Source organism: Microbacterium sp. NPDC055903 (assembly GCF_053615555.1).
The window spans coordinates 1,335,761-1,353,054 of record NZ_JBSHCA010000001.1 but is presented as its reverse complement, the minus strand read 5'-3'; the positions used below and the strand labels follow the sequence as shown (position 1 = coordinate 1,353,054).

The window sequence follows — 17,294 nt, the reverse complement described above, 5'->3', positions numbered from 1 at the left end:
GCGAGTCGATGAGCCCTATTCGGGCGCAGGGGCAGGCGCAGGAATCGGAGTTTTCGTGTGGGCGTGGTTGCGGGTGACGGCGATGGAGAGCACGGCGGCGATGGCGCACATCGCGGCCCCGCCCCACCAGGCGTAGGTGTAGGTGCCGAACGTGTCGCGGATGATGCCCGCGCCGAGCGCTGCCGCTGCTGCGCCGAGCTGGTGGGAGGCGAATACCCAGCCGAACACGATGGTGCCCCGCTCGCCGAAGATCTCTCGGCAGAGCGCTGCGGTCGGGGGTACGGTCGCGACCCAGTCGAGGCCGTAGATGATGATGAAGAGCACCATGCTCGGGTGTACCGTCTCGGCCAGCAGCCACGGCAGGAGCAGCAGCCCGACGCCGCGGAAGGCGTAGTAGGCGACCAAGAGTTTTCGGGGATCAAACTTGTCGGTCAGCCAGCCCGAGGCGATTGTGCCCGCGATGTCGAAGACGCCCACGACGGCCAGGAGCCCCGCCGCCGTGGTGGTCGGCATGCCGTGATCGTGTGCGGAGGGGATGAAGTGGATGCCGATGAGTCCGTTCGTGGTAGCTCCGCAGATCGCGAACGCGATCGCCAACGCCCAGAACGATCGTTGTTTGACCGCGTAGGCCAGTCCTTCGAACGCCCGTCGTGCGGCACCCCCGACTGCGCGCGGCGGCGCGACGTACCCGGGTGCCGCACCGTAGGGCTGCACGCCTCGATCTTCGGGGTAGTCGCGCATCACGAGCCATACGACCGGCACCGCGATCAGCGCGGCTCCTGCGACGACGAGAGAGGCGGGCCGCCACCCGACCCCGTCTGCGATGGCGGCGACGGGTGGTAAGAAGATCAGCTGCCCCGTCGCGGAGCCTGCCGTGAGAACGCCCATGACGAGGCCACGCCGCTGCACAAACCAACGGTTCGCGATGGTCGCGGCGAACACCAACGCCATCGCCCCCGTACCGAGTCCGATCAGCAGCCCCCAGAACACGAGCAACTGCCAAGACGCCGTCATGAGCACGCTGCCGCCCGCCCCCAGTGCGACGAGCGCGAGCGCCGTCGCGACGACCTGGCGGACGCCGAAGCGATCCATGAGTGCAGCCGCGAACGGTGCTGTCAGGCCGTAGAGCACGAGATTGATGCTCACCGCGAGCGACATGACGCTCGTTGACCAACCGAACTCCTCATGGAGGGGCACCATCAACGCGCCAGGTGCGGCCCGGAACCCTGCCGCAGCGAGCAGCGCGAGGAACGCGACGGCAGCGACCCACCATGCCGGATGCACACGATGAGGCTTCGCGGTCGGTGTGGGGCTCACGGGCATTCAGCACTCCTGATCCAGAGATAAACTTTCTTCAAAGAAGTTATAGTAGGCGGGTAGCGTAGGTCAAGGACGGGAAGGAAGCGTGCCATGCCTCTGCGGTCGGATTGGTCGGACGAGTTCTGCCCCATTAAGCGGTCTCTCGATGTGCTCGGCGACCCTTGGGTGCTGCTCATCATTCGCGACGTGCTCCACGGGCGGGGACGGTTCGACCTGCTGCGCGACAACCTCCGCATCTCCGAAGCAGTGCTCAGCCGTCGCCTGCACGCGATGGTCGAAGCCGGGCTCCTCACCCGTGTCGAGTACCACGACGGCCGCCGCACCCGCCAGGGATATGCTGCGACCGAAGCCGCCACCGAGTTGCTGCCGATCCTGCAACAACTCGCGATCTGGGGCGAACGCCACACAAACATGCCCGAGGGTGGCGCGCACATGCTGATGATCCATGAGACCTGCGGCAACGAGACCACCCAAGGGCAGGTATGCAGTTCCTGCGGCGAGCTACTCGCCGCCGAGCAAATGACATGGGTGAAGCCGTGGAAAGACGCCCGCGACAAGCTACAACCCGCAGGGTCACTCCTCTAAGACCGGGCGCATCAGTATCCGGCGATCGGTGAACACCGAGGACTGGACGACCACTAAGACCACGAAAACGGGCAACGCCCGCGTGATCGACGAGCCGATGGGATCGCCGCATGAACTGGCTCGCCAAGGCACACGAGACGCTGCCCCGCGTGACGATAAAGGGGCTGCGCCACACGCACGCCACACTCCTGCTGGAGTTGGGCGAGCATCCCAAGGTGGTACAGGAGCGCCTGGTGCACTCCACCATTACGACCACGATGAACATCTACAGCCATGTCACCCCGACGATGCAGAAAGCCGCAGCAGACCGCTTCGCGGCCCATCTGGGTGGGGCTTAGCACATATCTCAGCACATGGCACGAAAATGACCCCCAACCCGGTGATCTAAACCCCAGGTAAGAGGCCATTTTCCATTTGTGCGCGAGGGGGGACTTGAACCCCCACGTCCTTGCGAACACTGGCACCTGAAGCCAGCGCGTCTACCTATTCCGCCACTCGCGCGAGTGTCTCGTTCCGAGGAACTCAACTTCCCGAGGATATCACGCGATCGACCCGCGCTCGAATCCGGGCCACGCCGCACCCTGCCGTGCCCGCCGTTGCCGCGTCAGCGCGAGGCGGGGGTCTCATATGGCCGCCTCGACGTGGAGGACGCGACCATATGAGACACCGGAGCAGGGGCACAGAGCGATGGCCGACCAGGAGGTTCCTCGGGTTGACGCGTCGTGCGGGAGCAGGTGGCTCAGATGGCCGCGTGACGACCGCGCATGCGGCGAGTCGGGGAACCTCCGCACAAGACGCGCCGCCGCCTCCCCACGAGACGCACCACCGCCTCCCCACGAGACGCGCCGCCGCCTCCCCACAAGACGCGCCGCCGCCTCCCCACGAGACGCACCACCGCCTCCACACCCTGCCCCGCCCCGGAATCTCGCGGAGGCGCGCTCGCGAACGGGCGTACTTCCAGGTCGTCTGGCTACGATGTACCCACCGGTCGGCATGCCAGAGGAGCCCAGTGGGACTACTTGACAGCTTTGAGAAGGGTCTCGAGCGCGCTGTGAACAGCGCCTTCGCGAAGACCTTCCGCAGCGGCATCCAGCCGGTGGAGATCGCCTCGGCGCTCCGCCGCGAGGCCGACACCAAGGCGGCGATCGTCAGCCGCGATCGCATCATCGTGCCCAACAGCTTCATCGTCCGCCTCAGCCCCGATGACGCGGAGCGGATGCAGGGACTCGGCCGCGCCCTCATCGATGAGCTGCACGCCCTTCTCACCAAGCACGCCAAGACGCAGGGCTACAGCTTCGCCGGCCCCCTCACCATCGCCCTCGAAGCCGACGAGCGCGTCGCCACCGGAACCGTTCGCGTGAGCTCCGGCACGATCGAGGGCCGCGTGAGCTGGACGGCCGTCATCGACGTCGACGGCCGTCGCCAGACGATCACGCGGTCGCGCACCGTGATCGGCCGCGGCAGCGATGCCGACATCACGATCTCGGATGCCGGATCCAGCCGCCGCCACGCCGAGATCCTCTGGGACGGCGAGCGCGCCATGATGCGCGACCTCGGCTCGACCAACGGCACGAAGGTCGACGGGCAGAAGGTGCGCGAAGCGCGCCTGAACTCCGACTCGACCATCACGATCGGGCGCACCGACCTCGTCTTCCGCATCGTCCCCGTCGCCTCGCCGCAGCGCTCGGCCGACGCCACCCGCGCCTTCGGGGTGAGCTATGAGTGAACTCGTCCTCCTGCTGCTGCGCATCGGCTTCCTCCTGCTGCTGTGGCTGTTCGTCTTCGGTGTCATCTACTCCCTGCGCGCCGACCTGTTCGGCGTTCGTGCCCGCAAGCTCCCCGCCGAGGCGGCAGCGGGGGCGGCGCCTGCGCCTTCGGCACCCGCCGCTCCGGCGCGTCCGGCGTCGCGGCCCGCCGCATCCGGCCCCGCCACCTCGAGCACCGCGACACGCCTCGTGATCACCTCGGGCCCGAAGGCGGGTCTCGAGATCCCCCTCGGCACGGAGCCGATGACCATCGGTCGCTCCAGCGAATCCGGCCTCGTCATCCGCGACGACTACACCTCCAGCCACCACGCCCGTCTGATGCTGCGCGGCGGCACCTGGACCATCCAGGACCTCGATTCCACCAACGGGACCTTCCTCGACGGCAAGCGCCTCAGCGGCTCCCCGTCCGCCGTCTCCATCGGAACCCCCATCAAGGTGGGCGCCACGACCTTCGAACTGCGAGCCTGAGCGCGGCATGGTCTTCGAAGGCTCGAGCGCCGCGATCTCCCATACCGGGAAGGTCCGCTCCAACAACCAGGACTCCGGGTACTCCGGTGCCAACCTGTTCGCCGTCGCCGACGGCATGGGCGGCCACGCCGGCGGCGACGTCGCCTCGAGCATCGCCATCCAGCGCCTCGAGCCCCTCGATCAGGGATACGAGTCCACCGACGACGCCCAGGCATCCCTCCAGGCCGCCGTCACCACCGCGGCAGCCGACCTGATCCGTGCGGCGAAGGACCGTCCGGAGCTCGCCGGCCTCGGAACGACCGTCAGCGCGATCATCATGGTCGACGAGTACGCCGTCATCGGCCACATCGGCGACTCCCGCATATATCTGTTCCGCGACGACGAGCTCACGCAGATCACCACCGACCACACCTTCGTGCAGCGCCTCGTCGACTCGGGCCGCATCACGCCGGAGGAGGCCAGGTACCACCCCCGGCGCTCGGTGCTCATGCGCGTGCTCAGCGACATGGACAACGATCCAGAGCTCGACATGTTCGTCATGCACACCCAGCCGGGCGATCGCTGGCTGCTGTGCTCAGACGGCCTGTCCGGCGTCGTCGACGAGCTCCACATCGCCAAGGTGATGCGCCAGGGCCTCGCCCCCGGACGAACCGCCGACACCCTTCTCAAGCAGGCCCTCGACGGGGGAGCACCGGACAACGTCACCATCGTGCTCGTCGACGTCGGCGGCGCGCATCCGGTCTCCTCCGGAACCCCGACCGTCGTCGGCTCCGCCTCGAACCCGTCGGGCGTGCTCATCCCCGCCGCCCGCCCAGGACGCACCAGCTGGCTGCACCCGGCCAGGCAGGCCGCCAACGAGCCGACTCACTTCGAGCCGGCCGCGGACTACATCGAGGAGCTCATCGAGGAGGACCGCCGCAGAGCCCGTCGGCGCCGCTTCGGCTGGATCGCCGCGCTGCTCGTCGCCCTCCTCGCCCTCGCCGGGGCTGGCGTCCTCGCCTACAACTGGACGCAGACGCGCTACTACATCGGCGCCGATGAGGACAGCGTCGTCATCTTCCAGGGCGTGCAGCAGAACATCGGCCCGATCACCCTGTCCACCCCGATCGAGGACACCCAGATCCTCCTCGCCGACCTGCCGCAGTACCAGCGGGCATCCGTCGAGCGCACGATCAACGCCCGGTCGCTGTCGGATGCCATGGCCATCGTCGAGCGGCTCCGCGCCGGCGCCGAGGCGGTCACCGGCGAGACGGCCACGCCGTCACCGACCCCCACCCCGTCTCCCGCTCCCACCGAGGGGGAGGGATGAGCACCGGCGTCGCGGCGGACACCGCCGTCATCAAGGCCCTCAAGCGCATGCGGATGCCGCAGACGCAGCGCAACCGGGAATTCTGGCTGCTGCTGTTCGCCTGTGCGCTGAGCGGTGCGGCCCTCACCCTCGTGCAGCTCGGCGCGCTCGGGCTCATCGACCCGATGATCCTCTTCATCGGCGGCGGACTCGCGATCCTCGCCTTCGCGCTGCATGTCGTGCTCCGCATCGTCGCCCGCGACGCCGATCCCTTCGTGCTCCCGATCGCCACGCTGCTCACGGGCCTCGGCATCGCGATGATCTACCGCATCGACATCGCCAAGAACCTCACCGGGTGGAGCGCCTACTCCTCCAAGCAGCTCGCCTGGACGGCGATCTCGCTCGCCGGTGCCATCGCGGTGGTCATCGTGCTGCGCAACTACCGCATCCTGTTCCGGTACACCTACCTGTTCGGCCTCGCCGGCATCCTGCTGCTGCTCCTGCCCTTCGTGCCTGGGCTGCGCGTCGACGAGGCCAATGCCGACGTGTGGGTCTCGTTCGGCGGGTTCATCTCGTTCCAGCCGGGCGAGCTGGCCAAGATCTGCCTGGCGATCTTCTTCGCCGGCTATCTCGTGCGCACACGCGAGAGCCTGACGTCGGTAGGAACGCGATTCCTCGGCATCACCTGGCCGCGGATGCGTGAGTTGGGCCCGGTGATCGTGGTCTGGCTGCTCTCGCTGGGCATCATCGTCAGCCAGCGCGACCTCGGCACGGGCATGCTCATCTTCGGCATGTTCATCGCCATGCTCTACGTCGCCACCGGCAAGACGAGCTGGGTGCTCATCGGCCTCACCCTCGTCGTCGTCGGCGTCCTCGCCGCGACCCAGATCCTCAGCTACGTGCGTGGTCGCTTCACGAACTGGCTGTACGCCTTCGACTCCTCGGTCGTCGACCCCGACGGCGCTGGTTACCAGCTGCAGCAAGGCATCTTCGGGCTCGCGCACGGCGGCCTCCTCGGCACCGGCCTCGGCCAGGGGCGCCCGCAGGTCACCCCCCTCGCGCAGAGCGACTACATCATCCCCAGCCTCGGCGAGGAGCTCGGCCTCATCGGCCTGTTCGCGATCCTCTGCCTCTACATGGTGTTCGTCAGCCGTGGCGTGCGCATCGGCATGGCGGGACAGGACGATTTCGGAAAGCTGCTCGCGACCGGTCTCTCCTTCACGATCGCGCTGCAGGTGTTCATCATGGTCGGCGGCGTCACGAGGGTCATCCCCCTCACCGGCCTCACGACCCCGTTCCTCGCGGCGGGAGGCTCCTCGCTCGTCGCAAACTGGCTCATCGTCGCGCTGCTGCTGCGCATCTCCGACGGCGTGCGCAGCCAGCCAAGGGTGGTGATCGGCTGACATGACCAAGGAGCTCAAGCGCCTCAGCATCGTGATGCTCGCGATGTTCCTCTCGCTGTTCATCGCCACGAGCTGGATCCAGGTGGTCGAGGCCGACAACCTGGCGCAGAACAAGGGCAACACCCGCACGCGCCTGGACAGCTACGAGATCCAGCGCGGCGCGATCATCGTCGACGGCACGCCCATCGCCTACTCCGTGCCGAGCGACGACCGCTACGCGTACCAGCGCGTCTACGAGGATGCCTCGATGTGGGCCGCCGTCACGGGGTACTTCAACCCCGTGCTGCAGTCGGCGACCGGCATCGAGCAGGCCATGAACGAGCAGCTCTCCGGCACGGGAGCCGGCGCGTTCTTCGCCGAGATCGAGCGGATCGTCTCCGGACAGGACCAGACCGGGTTCAGCGTCGAGCTGAGCCTGGATGCCGATGCGCAGCGCGCCGCCTACGAGGCCCTCGACGGTCTCGAGGGCGCGGTCGTCGCGATCGAGCCGGCCACCGGCCGCATCCTGGCCATGGCGTCCACCCCCGGCTATGACACCAACCTCCTCGCCTCGCACGACGCCGATGCGGTGAACAACACCTACGACGAGCTCGTCGACAGCGCATCGAACCCGCTCTACAACCGGGCCATCGCCGGTCGCCTGAACCCTCCTGGGTCGACCTTCAAGGTGCTCGTGGCGGCCGCAGCCCTCGACACCGGGGAGTGGACGATGCAGTCGACGGTCCCGAACCCTGCCAGGTACACGCTCCCGGGCACGTCGACGCAGATCTCCAACTCCGGCGGCGGCACCTGCGGCTCCGGCACGACGGTGACGCTCGCCGATGCGATCCGCCTGAGCTGCAACATCCCCATGGCGCAGATCGCGGTCGCCATCGGCGACGAGGCGATCCTCGAGACGGCCGAGAAGTTCGGCTTCAACACGGCCTTCCAGACCCCGGTCACCTCGACGGCGTCCACGTATCCCGAGAGCGGGCTCAGCGACGACAAGACCGCGCTGACCGGTTTCGGCCAGGGGGATGTGCGCGCCACGCCGCTGCAGATGGCGATGGTCTCGGCCGGCCTCGCCAACGACGGCGTCGTCATGAACCCGCGGATGGTGGATGACGTGATCGGCAACGATCTCTCCGTCATCACCTCGTTCGAGAACACCGAGTTCGGTCGGGCGACGACGGCGGAGGCGGCGGATGCCGTGACCGCCGCGATGGTCGCCAGTGTCGCATCCGGGGCCGCCTCTAATGCGAGAATGGACGGGGTCGACGTCGCCGGCAAGACGGGCACGGCGGAGAACGGAGACACGCAGCCGTACACGCTGTGGTTCACAGGCTTCGCGCCCGCGGATGATCCGCAGGTGGCGGTGGCAGTCGTCGTCGAAGACGGCGGTGGTAGGGGTCAATCCGGATCCGGCAACTCGCTTGCCGCTCCGATTGCGAAAAAGGTCATTGAGGCGGTGCTGAACTAATGAGGCCGACGCAGGGTGTGTCGTTCGGTGGGCGCTACGAGCTGCTGTCGCGGATCGCGATCGGCGGCATGGGCGAGGTCTGGGAGGCGACGGATCACGTCATCGGGCGTACCGTCGCGATCAAGATCCTCAAGGACGAGTACATGGGCGATCCGGGCTTCCTGGAGCGCTTCCGCGCCGAGGCCCGCCACGCCGCGCTCGTCAACCACGAGGGCATCGCCAGCGTCTTCGACTACGGCGAGGAGAACGGCAGCGCCTACCTCGTCATGGAGCTCGTGCCCGGTGAGGCGCTCTCCACGATCCTCGAGCGCGAAGGCGCGCTGAGCGCCGACAAGACGCTCGACATCGTCGCCCAGACGGCATCCGCCCTGCAGGCCGCGCACGCGGCCGGGCTCGTGCACCGCGACATCAAGCCGGGCAACCTCCTCATCACCCCCGACGGTCGGGTGAAGATCACCGACTTCGGCATCGCCCGCATCGCCGACCAGGTGCCGCTGACCGCGACCGGTCAGGTGATGGGCACGGTGCAGTACCTCTCGCCGGAGCAGGCGTCCGGACACCCGGCGTCGCCGGCGACCGACACCTACTCGCTCGGCATCGTGGCGTACGAGTCGCTGGCCGGCAAGCGTCCCTTCACGGGCGAGTCGCAGGTCGCGATCGCGATGGCGCAGATCAACGAGCAGCCCCCGCCGCTGCCGGCGACCGTGCCCATCCCCGTGCAGAACCTCGTGATGGCCATGATCGCGAAGAAGCCGGCTGACCGGCCTTCCTCGTCGGCGACCGTCGCGCGGGCGGCGCAGGCACTGCGCCGCGGCGACCTCAACTCCGCGGCGATCGCCGTGCCCGCCATCGCCACCGGCGGCGTCGCCGACGACGACGCGACGCGCCTTCTCACTGCGACGGGAGACGACGGCGCGACGCGCATCCTTCCCACGACCGCGCAGCTGCCCACTGATGAGGCGGCGGCCGAGGAGGAGGAGAAGAAGAAGCGCAGCCCGTGGACCTGGCCTCTGGTCGCGCTCATCGTGATCCTCGTGATCGCGGTGGCCGGCACGATCTGGGCGCTGCTCTCCGGTCAGGGCGAGGGCGACGACGACCCCAGCACCCCGCCGCCGACGAGCCAGTCGTCCACGCCGACGCCCACGCCGACCGAGACCGAGGAAGAACGCATCAACGTCGACGCCCTCGGCCTCGTGGGCATGACCTGTGATCAGGCGCGGGAGGCCGCGGCCGCCGTCGACCTCGACGTCAACTGCACCACGGGGAACGTCGCGGCTGAGACGTCCGACCAGGTCGACAAGGTGCAGGCCGTCCAGCCGACCGGCATGGTCGACCCCGGCACTCTGCTGCAGCTCACGCTCTATGCGGCCCAGGTGTCCATCCCCGCACCGACGAACGCCCCCACCTTCAGCGGCTCGCCCGTCGAGGGCGGCACGATCACGCTCAACTGGACGAACTTCACCTGCCCCTCCGGCGCTCTGGCGCTGAGCAGCTATGAGGTCACGATCACCAACGCGACCTTCTCGGACGGGACCGCCAAGACGGGCTTCGCGGCGGGCGTTCGGACCACGCAGATCACGGTCGACCCCGGCAAGGCGGGACAGGTCGTCACGGCGACCTACCAGGCCTTCTGCGGCGACCGTCCGTCCGGCAGCTCCCCGCAGGCCCAGTCGTCGGCGATCACCGCGGCCGACACGGGTGAGACCGAGACGGACGCCGACGCCGGTGCAGACGCCGAGGGTGGCGCCGAGGGATGACGGTGATCTCAGGCTCCGAAGGGTAGCCTTAGGTTTCAGCATCACGCAGTACATCAGGGGGTATCAGGTGTCGACAGAGCCGCGCATCCTCGCGGGCAGGTACCGCGTGGACGAGCTCATCGGACACGGCGGCATGGCCAAGGTGTTCCGCGGCTACGACCTGACGCTCGGTCGGGACGTCGCCGTCAAGATCCTCGACCCTGAGCTCGCCAGGGACGCGGCATTCCGCACCCGCTTCCGCCTCGAGGCGCAGGCCGCGTCGCGGATGTCGCATCCGACGATCGTGCGCGTCTTCGACGCCGGCGAGGATGCCCCCGACGGTGGCGGAGAGCCGGTTCCCTACATCGTCATGGAGCTCGTCGACGGCGTGCTGCTCAAGGAGATCATCGCGCAGGGTCCGGTGCCCGTCCCCGATGCCGTCCGCTACGTCGACGGCATCCTGGAGGCCCTGGAGTACTCCCACAAGGCGGGGGTGATCCACCGCGACATCAAGCCGGGCAACGTCATGATCACGCCCAAGGGCACCGTCAAGGTCATGGACTTCGGCATCGCGCGCGCGGTGTCGGACTCCTCGTCGACCGTGGCCGAGACGACGCAGATCATCGGAACCGCCGCGTATTTCTCCCCGGAGCAGGCCAAGGGCGAGCCCGTCGATGCCAGGACCGACCTCTACTCCACCGGCATCGTGCTCTACGAGCTGCTCACCGGGCGCCAGCCGTTCCGCGGGGACTCTCCCGTGGCGGTCGCGTACCAGCACGTCAGCGAGACGCCCGTTCCGCCCACCGAGGTGAACGAGCAGGCACCGGGCGCGCTCGACCCGATCGTGCTGCGCGCCCTGGCCAAGGACCCGTACCAGCGCTATCCGGATGCCGCGAGCTTCCGTGCCGCGCTCGACGGCGCGACGGCGGGGCAGGCCCCGAGCAAGAAGCAGCTCGGGGCGCTGACCAGCGAGCTCTACGGCCCGAGCCCGCGCGCCGCGCAGGAGACGGCCCGCTCGTTGCGCCAGCTCTCCACCGACACCACCATGACCCGCACGCAGTCGGGTCCCCCCGTGGCCTGGATCTGGGCGGGCGTCGCACTGATGGCCGTGCTCCTCGCCTCGGTGGTGTTCTGGGTCGTCACCGTGCAGGCCCCTCCGGTCGAGACCTCGTCACGCACGGTGCCCGACGTCAGCGGGATGTCCTACGAGCGCGCGCAGGAGGAGCTGGAGAAGTTCGACCTCACCGCGACGCCGGTGCAGGAGACGAACGCCGAGATCGCCGAGGGCAACGTGATCCGCACGGATCCGCGGGACGGGACGACGGTCACCCAGGGCACGGAGATCACCGTCTACGTCTCCAGCGGTGAGGAGATGGTCGTCGCGCCCATGCTCGTCACGCTCAAGCAGGCGGATGCGGAGGCCGCGCTGACCAAGGCCGGGCTCGGCCTCGGCACGGTGCGGCAGCAGAACGACAAGGACCACGAGGCCGGCTACGTCCTGGAGGCGAGTGTCGAAGAGGGCGACGAGGTCGCCCCCGGCACCGTGGTGGACCTCGTCGTGGCGAGCGGTCGGGTCACGCTGCGCGACCTGACCGGGTTCTCTATGGAGGCCGCGACTCAGGAGCTCGAAGACCTGGGCCTCACGGCGCAGCCGATCGAGAATCCGGACTGCTCCGCGGCGGACTCGCCCGGCGTGGTGTCGATGTCGCTCGCCCCTGGCGATGTGCCCGTGCACTCCACGGTCGAGCTGCGCCACTGCACGGGCGAGTAGCGGCGGGCCTCGGCGCGCTTCCGCTCCCTGAGCCCCCTCATCCCGCTCCCTGAGCACCCCTATCCCGCTCCCTGAGCTTGTCGAAGGGAGCCTGCCCCGCACGCTCAGCGAACGCACGCTTCGACAGGCTCAGCGAGCTACCGACCCCGCACGCTTCGACGGGCTCAGCGAGCTATGCGGAACACGCTCAGCGCGCTACTGCGCGAGCGGGCTGAGACCGGCCGACCGGGCGACGGCATTCGGGTCACCCACGAAAGCGAGCCAGTTCGCGAGCAACCGGTAGCCGCCCTCGGTGAGCACGCTCTCGGGATGGAACTGCACCCCGGCGATCGGCAGGTCACGATGCGCGATAGCCATGACCGTGCCGCCCTCGGCACGAGCCGTGACGCGCAGCTTCTCGGGCAGCTCATCCTCGGCGAGCGCGAGCGAGTGGTACCGCCCGGCGGCGAACGGCGAGGGGATGCCGTCGAACAGCGCCGAGCCGTCATGGGTCACGGACGAGACCATCCCGTGCAGCAGCTCCGGCGCTTCGGACACCTCCGTGCCGAAGGCCGCACCGATCGCCTGGTGGCCGAGGCAGACGCCGAGCACCGGCATCCCGCGCTCGGCCGCGAGCCCGACCAGCGCGACCGATGCGCCGGCATCCCGCGGTCGCCCCGGCCCCGGCGAGAGGAGCACGGCGTCGTGGTCGGCGAGCATCCTCGAGAACGCGGCCTCGTCCTCGGCATCCGCCTCGACGACGGCGACCGCGGCGCCGAGCTCTCGGAGATAGCCGACCAGGGTGTGCACGAAGCTGTCGTGGTTGTCCACGACGAGCACACGCACGCTCATTCCAGGTCGACCTCGCCGGGCGTGATGTACGGGCTCACCCAGGGGAACACGTAGAAGAAGAGGCCGTAGAGGATCGCGGCCACCACCACGAGGAGAATGAACACCCGCAGCCACCACGGGCCGGGCAGGAGTCGCCAGATCGCTGCGTACATCGGATGCTCCTAGAGGGACGGGGAGGCGACTTCGTCGACGGGGGCCAGGGAGTCGGGAGGGCCCTCGGCGCGGGGCTGGAACCCCTCGAAGACCCCGTAGGCGACGATGCGCTCGGCGAGCGAATAGAGCGGCGAGCAGGCGGTGAGGGTGATGTAGCGCTCGCCCGTGGCGATGCCAGGCAGCTGCGGAACATCGGCCAGCACGTCGACCTCGCTCGGCTCGACGTACTCCAGGGTGCGGAAGCGGTAGGTGTACCAGCCCTCCGGGGTCTCCACGACGATCGCATCGTTGAGCTTGAGCTTGTCGATCTGATTGAACGGCTTGCCCCACGTGGTTCGGTGCCCTGCGAGGGCGAAGTTGCCCACCTCGCCGGGCATCTTCGACTGGGTATAGAGGCCGATGCCGATCTTGTCGAGGGTGACGGAGCGGGTCGTCCCGCCGGCGATCTTGACGTTGTAGTCGGAGCCGAAGCGCGGGATGAGCATCTGCGCGAACTGCTCACCGTCACCGGGATGGGGGAGGATCGGCGGCTCGTACCAGGTGGCGCCGGTCTCCTCGTCGGTGACGGCGGGGGGCAGCTCAGGCGTCGGCATCTCCGCCCACTCCTGCGAGATCTCCGCGCCCTCGGCGTTGTGCTGCGCGCTGATGATGAAATCGCCGATCCACATCTGCCATGCCACGAAGAGCAGCACCACGACACCGGCAGTCAGCAACAGCTCTCCGAGCACACTCGTGAACGTCGCGCGCGAGCGGGGACGCTTCTTACGCGCTCGTCTCGAGTCGGGCACGGCGGATGCAGTCACAGGCGCGATCTTATCCCGTCGGGGTGAGCACCGGCCCACGGCGGAGAGGGATCGGGCTCAAGGATCAGGGCCCTCATGGGTAGAATGTCGGCATGGCACGAGACCGCAAGAGCGAAGAACCCGTCGTCGAGCGCACCGAGGGTGAGCAGGCGCCCAACGCGGTGTGGTTCAAGCCCGTCATGGTCGGCTTCATGCTGGTCGGACTCGTGTGGATCATCCTCTTCTACATCCTCGGTCCGGAGCTGCCCATCCCCGGCATCGGTTCCTGGAACCTCGCCATCGGCCTCGGCATCGCGCTGATCGGATTCCTGATGACCACGCGGTGGCGCTGACGCACCGCCGGATCTCATGAAAAACCCCCGCCGAGGCGGGGGTTTTCTGTTGTCCGGTGATCGCTCCGCTCAGGGAGTTATCCACAGATCCATCCACAGGGTGGGGAGAATTACACGGGTGTTATTCACACCCCGAGGACGAGCGGCGGGATGAACGCCACGAGCAGTCCGAGCACGACCGCGACGCCGATCAAGGACACGATCTGCACCCAGCGCTGATCCCGGCGACGGGTGCGGAGGATGATGAAGGCCACGGCCGCGCCGACGACGGCACCACCGATGTGCGCCTGCCAGGCGATGTTGAAGTAGGGGATGAAGCCGATGACGAGGTTGATGCCGAAGAGGACGAGCAGCCCCGTGATGTTCGCGCCGAGCTGGCGGCCGATGACGAGCAGCGATCCGAAGAGCGCGAAGATCGCCCCGGATGCTCCCACCGTCGCCACCGTCGGGTCGATGCAGGCGACGGCGACCGATCCGCCGATGGCGCCGAGCACGTAGAGGGTGAGGAAGCGCCAGCGGCCCAGCATCGGCTCGAGCGTGCGCCCGATCACCCAGAGGGAAAGCATGTTGAAGCCGACGTGGAAGATCGAGCTGTGCGTGAGAGCGGCGGTCAGCAGCCGCCATGGCTCGAAGACGCCGCCGTTGAGATCGGGGTAGAGGAACGCCGCGTGGAAGAGCAGCTCGCTGCGAAGCACCGGCCCGAACCCGGGGATCAGCCCGAGCAGCCAGAAGAACACGGTGACGCCGATGATCGCATAGGTGACGATCGGGGTCCCGGATGCCGGAGCGAGCACGGCACTGCGGCCCCAGCGCCGTGCGGCGCGCTTCTGGGCGGGAGTGCGGTTCTTGCGCTCCTCCTTCATGCACTCCGGGCAGATGACGCCGACGGCCGCCTGCGTTTGGCACTCGGGGCAGATGGTGCGCAGGCAGCGCTGGCAGAGCACGAAGCTCTGCCGATCCGGATGCCGGTAGCAGAAGTTGTCGCGATTGCTCGTGAACTCAGGACTGGTCATCCGGATCGGCTCGCGTCGTCAGGCCGCGACGATGTCGATCGACTGCAGCACGACCGGCTCGATCGGGCGGTCGCCCGGTGCGGTCGGCACGGCGGAGATGGCGTCGACGACGGCCTTGGAGGCGTCGTCCGCGACCTCACCGAAGATCGTGTGCTTGCCCTGCAGCCACGGGGTCGGGTCCGTCGTGATGAAGAACTGCGAGCCGTTGGTGCCCTCCGGCTTGCCGGTGATGGCGTTGCGGCGAAGACCGGCGTTGGCCATGGCGAGGATGTAGGGCGCGTTGAAGTTGAGCTCCCCGTTGATCTCGTCGTCGAAGTTGTAGCCGGGGCCGCCGACGCCCTGACCGAGCGGGTCGCCGCCCTGGATCATGAAGTTCGGGATGATGCGGTGGAAGATGACGTCCTTGTAGAGCGGACCCTCGCCGGGCTTTCCGGTGGCGGGGTGGGTCCAGTCCTTCGAACCGTCGGCCAGGCCGACGAAGTTCGCGACCGTCTTCGGGGCGTGGTCGCCGAAGAGGTTGATGACGATGTCACCGTGGTTGGTGTGCATGGTTGCGACATGAGAGGCGTGAGGCATGGCTTCATTCTCTCAGAGCATCCGGTGAACTTGCCCGGATCACTGCCCGCGTCCAGCCTCGTCTGGCAAGATGGTGAGCCCGTACTCCAATGGACAGGAGAGCATCGTGAGCATCAACCTCAGCCGCAAGCGGAAGAAGGAACTGCGTCGTCTGCAGGAGGACGCCACCCAGCTCTGGGAGACCCAGCAGGTGCTCGTCGGCCACGCCGCCGATGTCGCTCGTGAGGCCGGCCGTCAGCTCGGCAACTTCAACCGCGAGCAGGTCGTCCCCGTGGTCCAGGACACGTACAACCGCAAGGTCGCCCCGGTGGTCGACCGCGGCGTGAAGATCGGCCGTCAGGTCGTCGACGAGCGCGTCGTCCCGATCGTCGGCGGCGTCGCAGGCACCGCACTGCGCGCCTGGGACATCGCCAACGCCAAGCGCCACGGCGTCGTCGTCGCGCAGGCCGCACCCGCGAAGAAGGGCTCCGGCCTCGGCTCGGTCGTCGCGATCATCCTCGGCGTCGCTGCCGCCGCCGGCGTACTGTACGCCGCATGGCAGGCGCTGCGCGCCGATGACGAGCTCTGGGTGGCCGACGACCCGCTCTCCGCGCCGAACGCGTGACCGATCCGCACGCCCGCGTTCGCGAGGCGGCGGCTGCGCGCGGTCTCGAGATCGAGATCCGCGAGCGGCCAGAGGCGCGCAGCCTTCACGAAGCGGCCGAACTGCTCGGCATCCCGGCATCCGGGATCGTGAAGACGCTCGTCGTGAAGCGCTCGGACGACACCTACCTCTTCGCGCTTATCCCGGGTGGTCGCTCGATCTCGTGGCCGAAGCTGCGCGCCCTCGTCGGCGTGAACAAGCTGCGCCTGCCCGAGCCGGAGCTCGCCCTGGCTGCGACGGGGTACGAAAGGGGGACGATCGTCCCCCTCGGCAGCACCACGGACTGGCCCGTCTACGCCGACGCGTCCATCGTCGGTCAGCGCGTGGCCATGGGCGCAGGCTCCCACGGCTACAGCCTCTTCGTCGATGCCGATGACCTGATCCGCGCCTACGATGCGACCGTCGCGGACATCTCGGTGCCCGAAGGCTCCTGACCTCTAGAGGATCCCGGCCATCCGAAGGGCGATGTCGACGAGCTTCACCCGCTGCAGTCCCGCCACGGCCGACAGCGTGAACCACCCCGCCATGTCGGTGGATCCCTCCTGCTCGAAGCGCAGCCTTCCCCCGCCGACCTTCGCCCGGTAGACGATGCGCAGGGTGTGCAGCGGATCGGATGCCTTCTGCACCCGTCGCCCTGCAGGGATCACGCGGGAGTGGATGCCCAGCAGCTCCTCGACGTGCACCGAGTAGCCGGTCTCCTCGCGAACCTCGCGTCGCACGGCATCCTGCGGGTCCTCGCCGTCCTCGAGACCGCCGCCCGGCATCGTCCACGCCACCCGGCGCCCCTCGGTCCAGCGGGCGAGCAGGATGCGGTCGTCGTCGTCCGTGACGACGGCATAGGCGGCGACTCGCAGATCCATGGATTCACAGTACCGGGCCCGGTGTCGCCTCCCGAGCGGTGCCCTAGGCTGTGGCCATGCCGAACATCAGAGTCGAACTGCTCCCCGGCCGCACCATCGCACAGCGCCGGGCCTTCGCCGAGGCTGTCACGGCCGCCGCCGTCGAAGCTCTCGGGGCGCAGCGCGAGCACGTCCGGATCCTGTTCGAGGAGACGAGGGCCGACTTCGTCGCGAACGGCGGTGTGCTCGCCAGCGAGGACGCCGAGCGCGCCGCCGCCGTGGCCCGCGCCTCGTCGCACTCCGCCTGA

20 protein-coding genes and 1 tRNA gene are annotated in these 17,294 nt (G+C 68.4%); 13 read left to right on the top strand and 8 right to left on the bottom strand.

Going from position 1 to position 17,294, the window contains the following annotated elements; translation table 11 throughout:
* Positions 1–15 precede the first annotated feature (15 nt).
* The gene (locus tag ACWGJP_RS06210) at positions 16–1,323 is read right to left on the bottom strand and encodes an MFS transporter (RefSeq protein WP_452328878.1); all 1,308 of its coding nucleotides are present in this window, start codon (positions 1,321–1,323) and stop codon (positions 16–18) included.
* Between the two features lie 87 nt (positions 1,324–1,410).
* On the opposite strand from ACWGJP_RS06210, the gene ACWGJP_RS06205 reads away from it, so the two are divergent.
* Together ACWGJP_RS06205 and ACWGJP_RS06200 are read left to right on the top strand one after the other, a co-directional pair.
* On the top strand, positions 1,411–1,905 hold the full coding sequence (locus tag ACWGJP_RS06205) for a winged helix-turn-helix transcriptional regulator (protein WP_452328877.1): 495 nt from the start codon (positions 1,411–1,413) through the stop codon (positions 1,903–1,905).
* A gap of 110 nt (positions 1,906–2,015) precedes the next feature.
* A complete protein-coding gene (locus ACWGJP_RS06200) occupies positions 2,016–2,243 on the top strand; it encodes a tyrosine-type recombinase/integrase (protein WP_452328876.1) in 228 nt (75 codons plus the stop codon).
* A gap of 79 nt (positions 2,244–2,322) precedes the next feature.
* Here ACWGJP_RS06200 and ACWGJP_RS06195 read toward each other — a convergent pair.
* Positions 2,323–2,406, bottom strand: a tRNA-Leu gene (locus ACWGJP_RS06195).
* A gap of 508 nt (positions 2,407–2,914) precedes the next feature.
* Between ACWGJP_RS06195 and ACWGJP_RS06190 the strand changes: the two genes are divergently transcribed.
* From ACWGJP_RS06190 to pknB, 7 genes are all read left to right on the top strand, one after another.
* A complete protein-coding gene (locus ACWGJP_RS06190) occupies positions 2,915–3,631 on the top strand; it encodes an FhaA domain-containing protein (RefSeq protein WP_452328875.1) in 717 nt (238 codons plus the stop codon).
* Positions 3,624–4,139, top strand: coding sequence for an FHA domain-containing protein FhaB/FipA (locus tag ACWGJP_RS06185; protein WP_452328874.1), 516 nt, complete (start codon positions 3,624–3,626; stop codon positions 4,137–4,139). Before ACWGJP_RS06190 ends, ACWGJP_RS06185 begins: the two co-directional genes overlap by 8 nt.
* 7 nt (positions 4,140–4,146) lie before the next feature.
* On the top strand, positions 4,147–5,448 hold the full coding sequence (locus ACWGJP_RS06180) for a PP2C family protein-serine/threonine phosphatase (RefSeq protein WP_452328873.1): 1,302 nt from the start codon (positions 4,147–4,149) through the stop codon (positions 5,446–5,448).
* Complete coding sequence (locus ACWGJP_RS06175) at positions 5,445–6,830, top strand: FtsW/RodA/SpoVE family cell cycle protein (protein WP_452328872.1); 1,386 nt, start codon at positions 5,445–5,447, stop codon at positions 6,828–6,830. Before ACWGJP_RS06180 ends, ACWGJP_RS06175 begins: the two co-directional genes overlap by 4 nt.
* Before the next feature lies 1 nt (position 6,831).
* Positions 6,832–8,289, top strand: a complete 1,458-nt coding sequence (locus ACWGJP_RS06170) for a peptidoglycan D,D-transpeptidase FtsI family protein (protein WP_452328871.1) — start codon at positions 6,832–6,834, stop codon at positions 8,287–8,289.
* On the top strand, positions 8,289–10,046 hold the full coding sequence (locus ACWGJP_RS06165) for a protein kinase domain-containing protein (RefSeq protein WP_452328870.1): 1,758 nt from the start codon (positions 8,289–8,291) through the stop codon (positions 10,044–10,046). The genes ACWGJP_RS06170 and ACWGJP_RS06165 overlap by 1 nt, the downstream gene beginning before the upstream one ends.
* Positions 10,047–10,113: 67 nt before the next feature.
* Positions 10,114–11,796, top strand: coding sequence for a Stk1 family PASTA domain-containing Ser/Thr kinase (gene pknB / locus ACWGJP_RS06160; protein ID WP_452328869.1), 1,683 nt, complete (start codon positions 10,114–10,116; stop codon positions 11,794–11,796).
* Between the two features lie 195 nt (positions 11,797–11,991).
* Here the strand turns inward: pknB and ACWGJP_RS06155 are convergent, their stop codons facing one another.
* The 3 genes from ACWGJP_RS06155 to ACWGJP_RS06145 are packed head-to-tail and all read right to left on the bottom strand — an operon-like array spanning position 11,992 to position 13,583.
* A complete protein-coding gene (locus ACWGJP_RS06155) occupies positions 11,992–12,627 on the bottom strand; it encodes an anthranilate synthase component II (RefSeq protein WP_452328868.1) in 636 nt (211 codons plus the stop codon).
* Complete coding sequence (locus ACWGJP_RS06150) at positions 12,624–12,779, bottom strand: hypothetical protein (protein WP_452328867.1); 156 nt, start codon at positions 12,777–12,779, stop codon at positions 12,624–12,626. Before ACWGJP_RS06150 ends, ACWGJP_RS06155 begins: the two co-directional genes overlap by 4 nt.
* Before the next feature lie 9 nt (positions 12,780–12,788).
* Entirely contained in the window at positions 12,789–13,583 is a 795-nt protein-coding gene (locus tag ACWGJP_RS06145) for a class E sortase (protein WP_452328866.1), read from the bottom strand.
* A 92-nt stretch (positions 13,584–13,675) separates the two neighbouring features.
* Between ACWGJP_RS06145 and ACWGJP_RS06140 the strand changes: the two genes are divergently transcribed.
* Complete coding sequence (locus ACWGJP_RS06140) at positions 13,676–13,915, top strand: cell division protein CrgA (protein ID WP_452328865.1); 240 nt, start codon at positions 13,676–13,678, stop codon at positions 13,913–13,915.
* A gap of 125 nt (positions 13,916–14,040) precedes the next feature.
* Here ACWGJP_RS06140 and ACWGJP_RS06135 read toward each other — a convergent pair whose 3' ends face one another.
* The gene (locus ACWGJP_RS06135) at positions 14,041–14,928 is read right to left on the bottom strand and encodes a rhomboid family intramembrane serine protease (RefSeq protein ID WP_452328864.1); all 888 of its coding nucleotides are present in this window, start codon (positions 14,926–14,928) and stop codon (positions 14,041–14,043) included.
* 18 nt (positions 14,929–14,946) lie between these two features.
* Positions 14,947–15,504: a peptidylprolyl isomerase gene (locus ACWGJP_RS06130; RefSeq protein ID WP_452328863.1), complete on the bottom strand. Its 558-nt coding sequence runs from the start codon at positions 15,502–15,504 to the stop codon at positions 14,947–14,949.
* Between the two features lie 112 nt (positions 15,505–15,616).
* Here ACWGJP_RS06130 and ACWGJP_RS06125 point away from each other — a divergent pair, with 112 nt between their 5' ends.
* A complete protein-coding gene (locus ACWGJP_RS06125; protein WP_452329502.1) occupies positions 15,617–16,108 on the top strand; it encodes a DNA helicase in 492 nt (163 codons plus the stop codon).
* Positions 16,105–16,581: an aminoacyl-tRNA deacylase gene (locus tag ACWGJP_RS06120; RefSeq protein WP_452328862.1), complete on the top strand. Its 477-nt coding sequence runs from the start codon at positions 16,105–16,107 to the stop codon at positions 16,579–16,581. Before ACWGJP_RS06125 ends, ACWGJP_RS06120 begins: the two co-directional genes overlap by 4 nt.
* Positions 16,582–16,584: 3 nt before the next feature.
* On the opposite strand, the gene ACWGJP_RS06115 is transcribed toward ACWGJP_RS06120, so the two are convergent.
* The gene (locus ACWGJP_RS06115; RefSeq protein ID WP_452328861.1) at positions 16,585–17,007 is read right to left on the bottom strand and encodes an NUDIX hydrolase; all 423 of its coding nucleotides are present in this window, start codon (positions 17,005–17,007) and stop codon (positions 16,585–16,587) included.
* Positions 17,008–17,063: 56 nt separating this feature from the next.
* Between ACWGJP_RS06115 and ACWGJP_RS06110 the strand changes: the two genes are divergently transcribed.
* Complete coding sequence (locus tag ACWGJP_RS06110) at positions 17,064–17,294, top strand: tautomerase family protein (RefSeq protein ID WP_452328860.1); 231 nt, start codon at positions 17,064–17,066, stop codon at positions 17,292–17,294.

Bases quoted from the DNA above. Each gene is read 5' to 3' on its own strand.
- ACWGJP_RS06170 (WP_452328871.1), top strand. From the start codon at position 6,832: ATGACCAAGGAGCTCAAGCGCCTCAGCATCGTGATGCTCGCGATGTTC.
- ACWGJP_RS06150 (WP_452328867.1), bottom strand. From the start codon at position 12,779: ATGTACGCAGCGATCTGGCGACTCCTGCCCGGCCCGTGGTGGCTGCGG.
- ACWGJP_RS06205 (WP_452328877.1), top strand. From the start codon at position 1,411: ATGCCTCTGCGGTCGGATTGGTCGGACGAGTTCTGCCCCATTAAGCGG.
- ACWGJP_RS06115 (WP_452328861.1), bottom strand. From the start codon at position 17,007: ATGGATCTGCGAGTCGCCGCCTATGCCGTCGTCACGGACGACGACGAC.
- ACWGJP_RS06210 (WP_452328878.1), bottom strand. From the start codon at position 1,323: ATGCCCGTGAGCCCCACACCGACCGCGAAGCCTCATCGTGTGCATCCG.
- ACWGJP_RS06180 (WP_452328873.1), top strand. From the start codon at position 4,147: ATGGTCTTCGAAGGCTCGAGCGCCGCGATCTCCCATACCGGGAAGGTC.
- ACWGJP_RS06155 (WP_452328868.1), bottom strand. From the start codon at position 12,627: ATGAGCGTGCGTGTGCTCGTCGTGGACAACCACGACAGCTTCGTGCAC.
- ACWGJP_RS06165 (WP_452328870.1), top strand. From the start codon at position 8,289: ATGAGGCCGACGCAGGGTGTGTCGTTCGGTGGGCGCTACGAGCTGCTG.
- ACWGJP_RS06135 (WP_452328864.1), bottom strand. From the start codon at position 14,928: ATGACCAGTCCTGAGTTCACGAGCAATCGCGACAACTTCTGCTACCGG.
- ACWGJP_RS06200 (WP_452328876.1), top strand. From the start codon at position 2,016: ATGAACTGGCTCGCCAAGGCACACGAGACGCTGCCCCGCGTGACGATA.
- ACWGJP_RS06110 (WP_452328860.1), top strand. From the start codon at position 17,064: ATGCCGAACATCAGAGTCGAACTGCTCCCCGGCCGCACCATCGCACAG.
- ACWGJP_RS06175 (WP_452328872.1), top strand. From the start codon at position 5,445: ATGAGCACCGGCGTCGCGGCGGACACCGCCGTCATCAAGGCCCTCAAG.
- ACWGJP_RS06185 (WP_452328874.1), top strand. From the start codon at position 3,624: ATGAGTGAACTCGTCCTCCTGCTGCTGCGCATCGGCTTCCTCCTGCTG.
- ACWGJP_RS06130 (WP_452328863.1), bottom strand. From the start codon at position 15,504: ATGCCTCACGCCTCTCATGTCGCAACCATGCACACCAACCACGGTGAC.
- ACWGJP_RS06140 (WP_452328865.1), top strand. From the start codon at position 13,676: ATGGCACGAGACCGCAAGAGCGAAGAACCCGTCGTCGAGCGCACCGAG.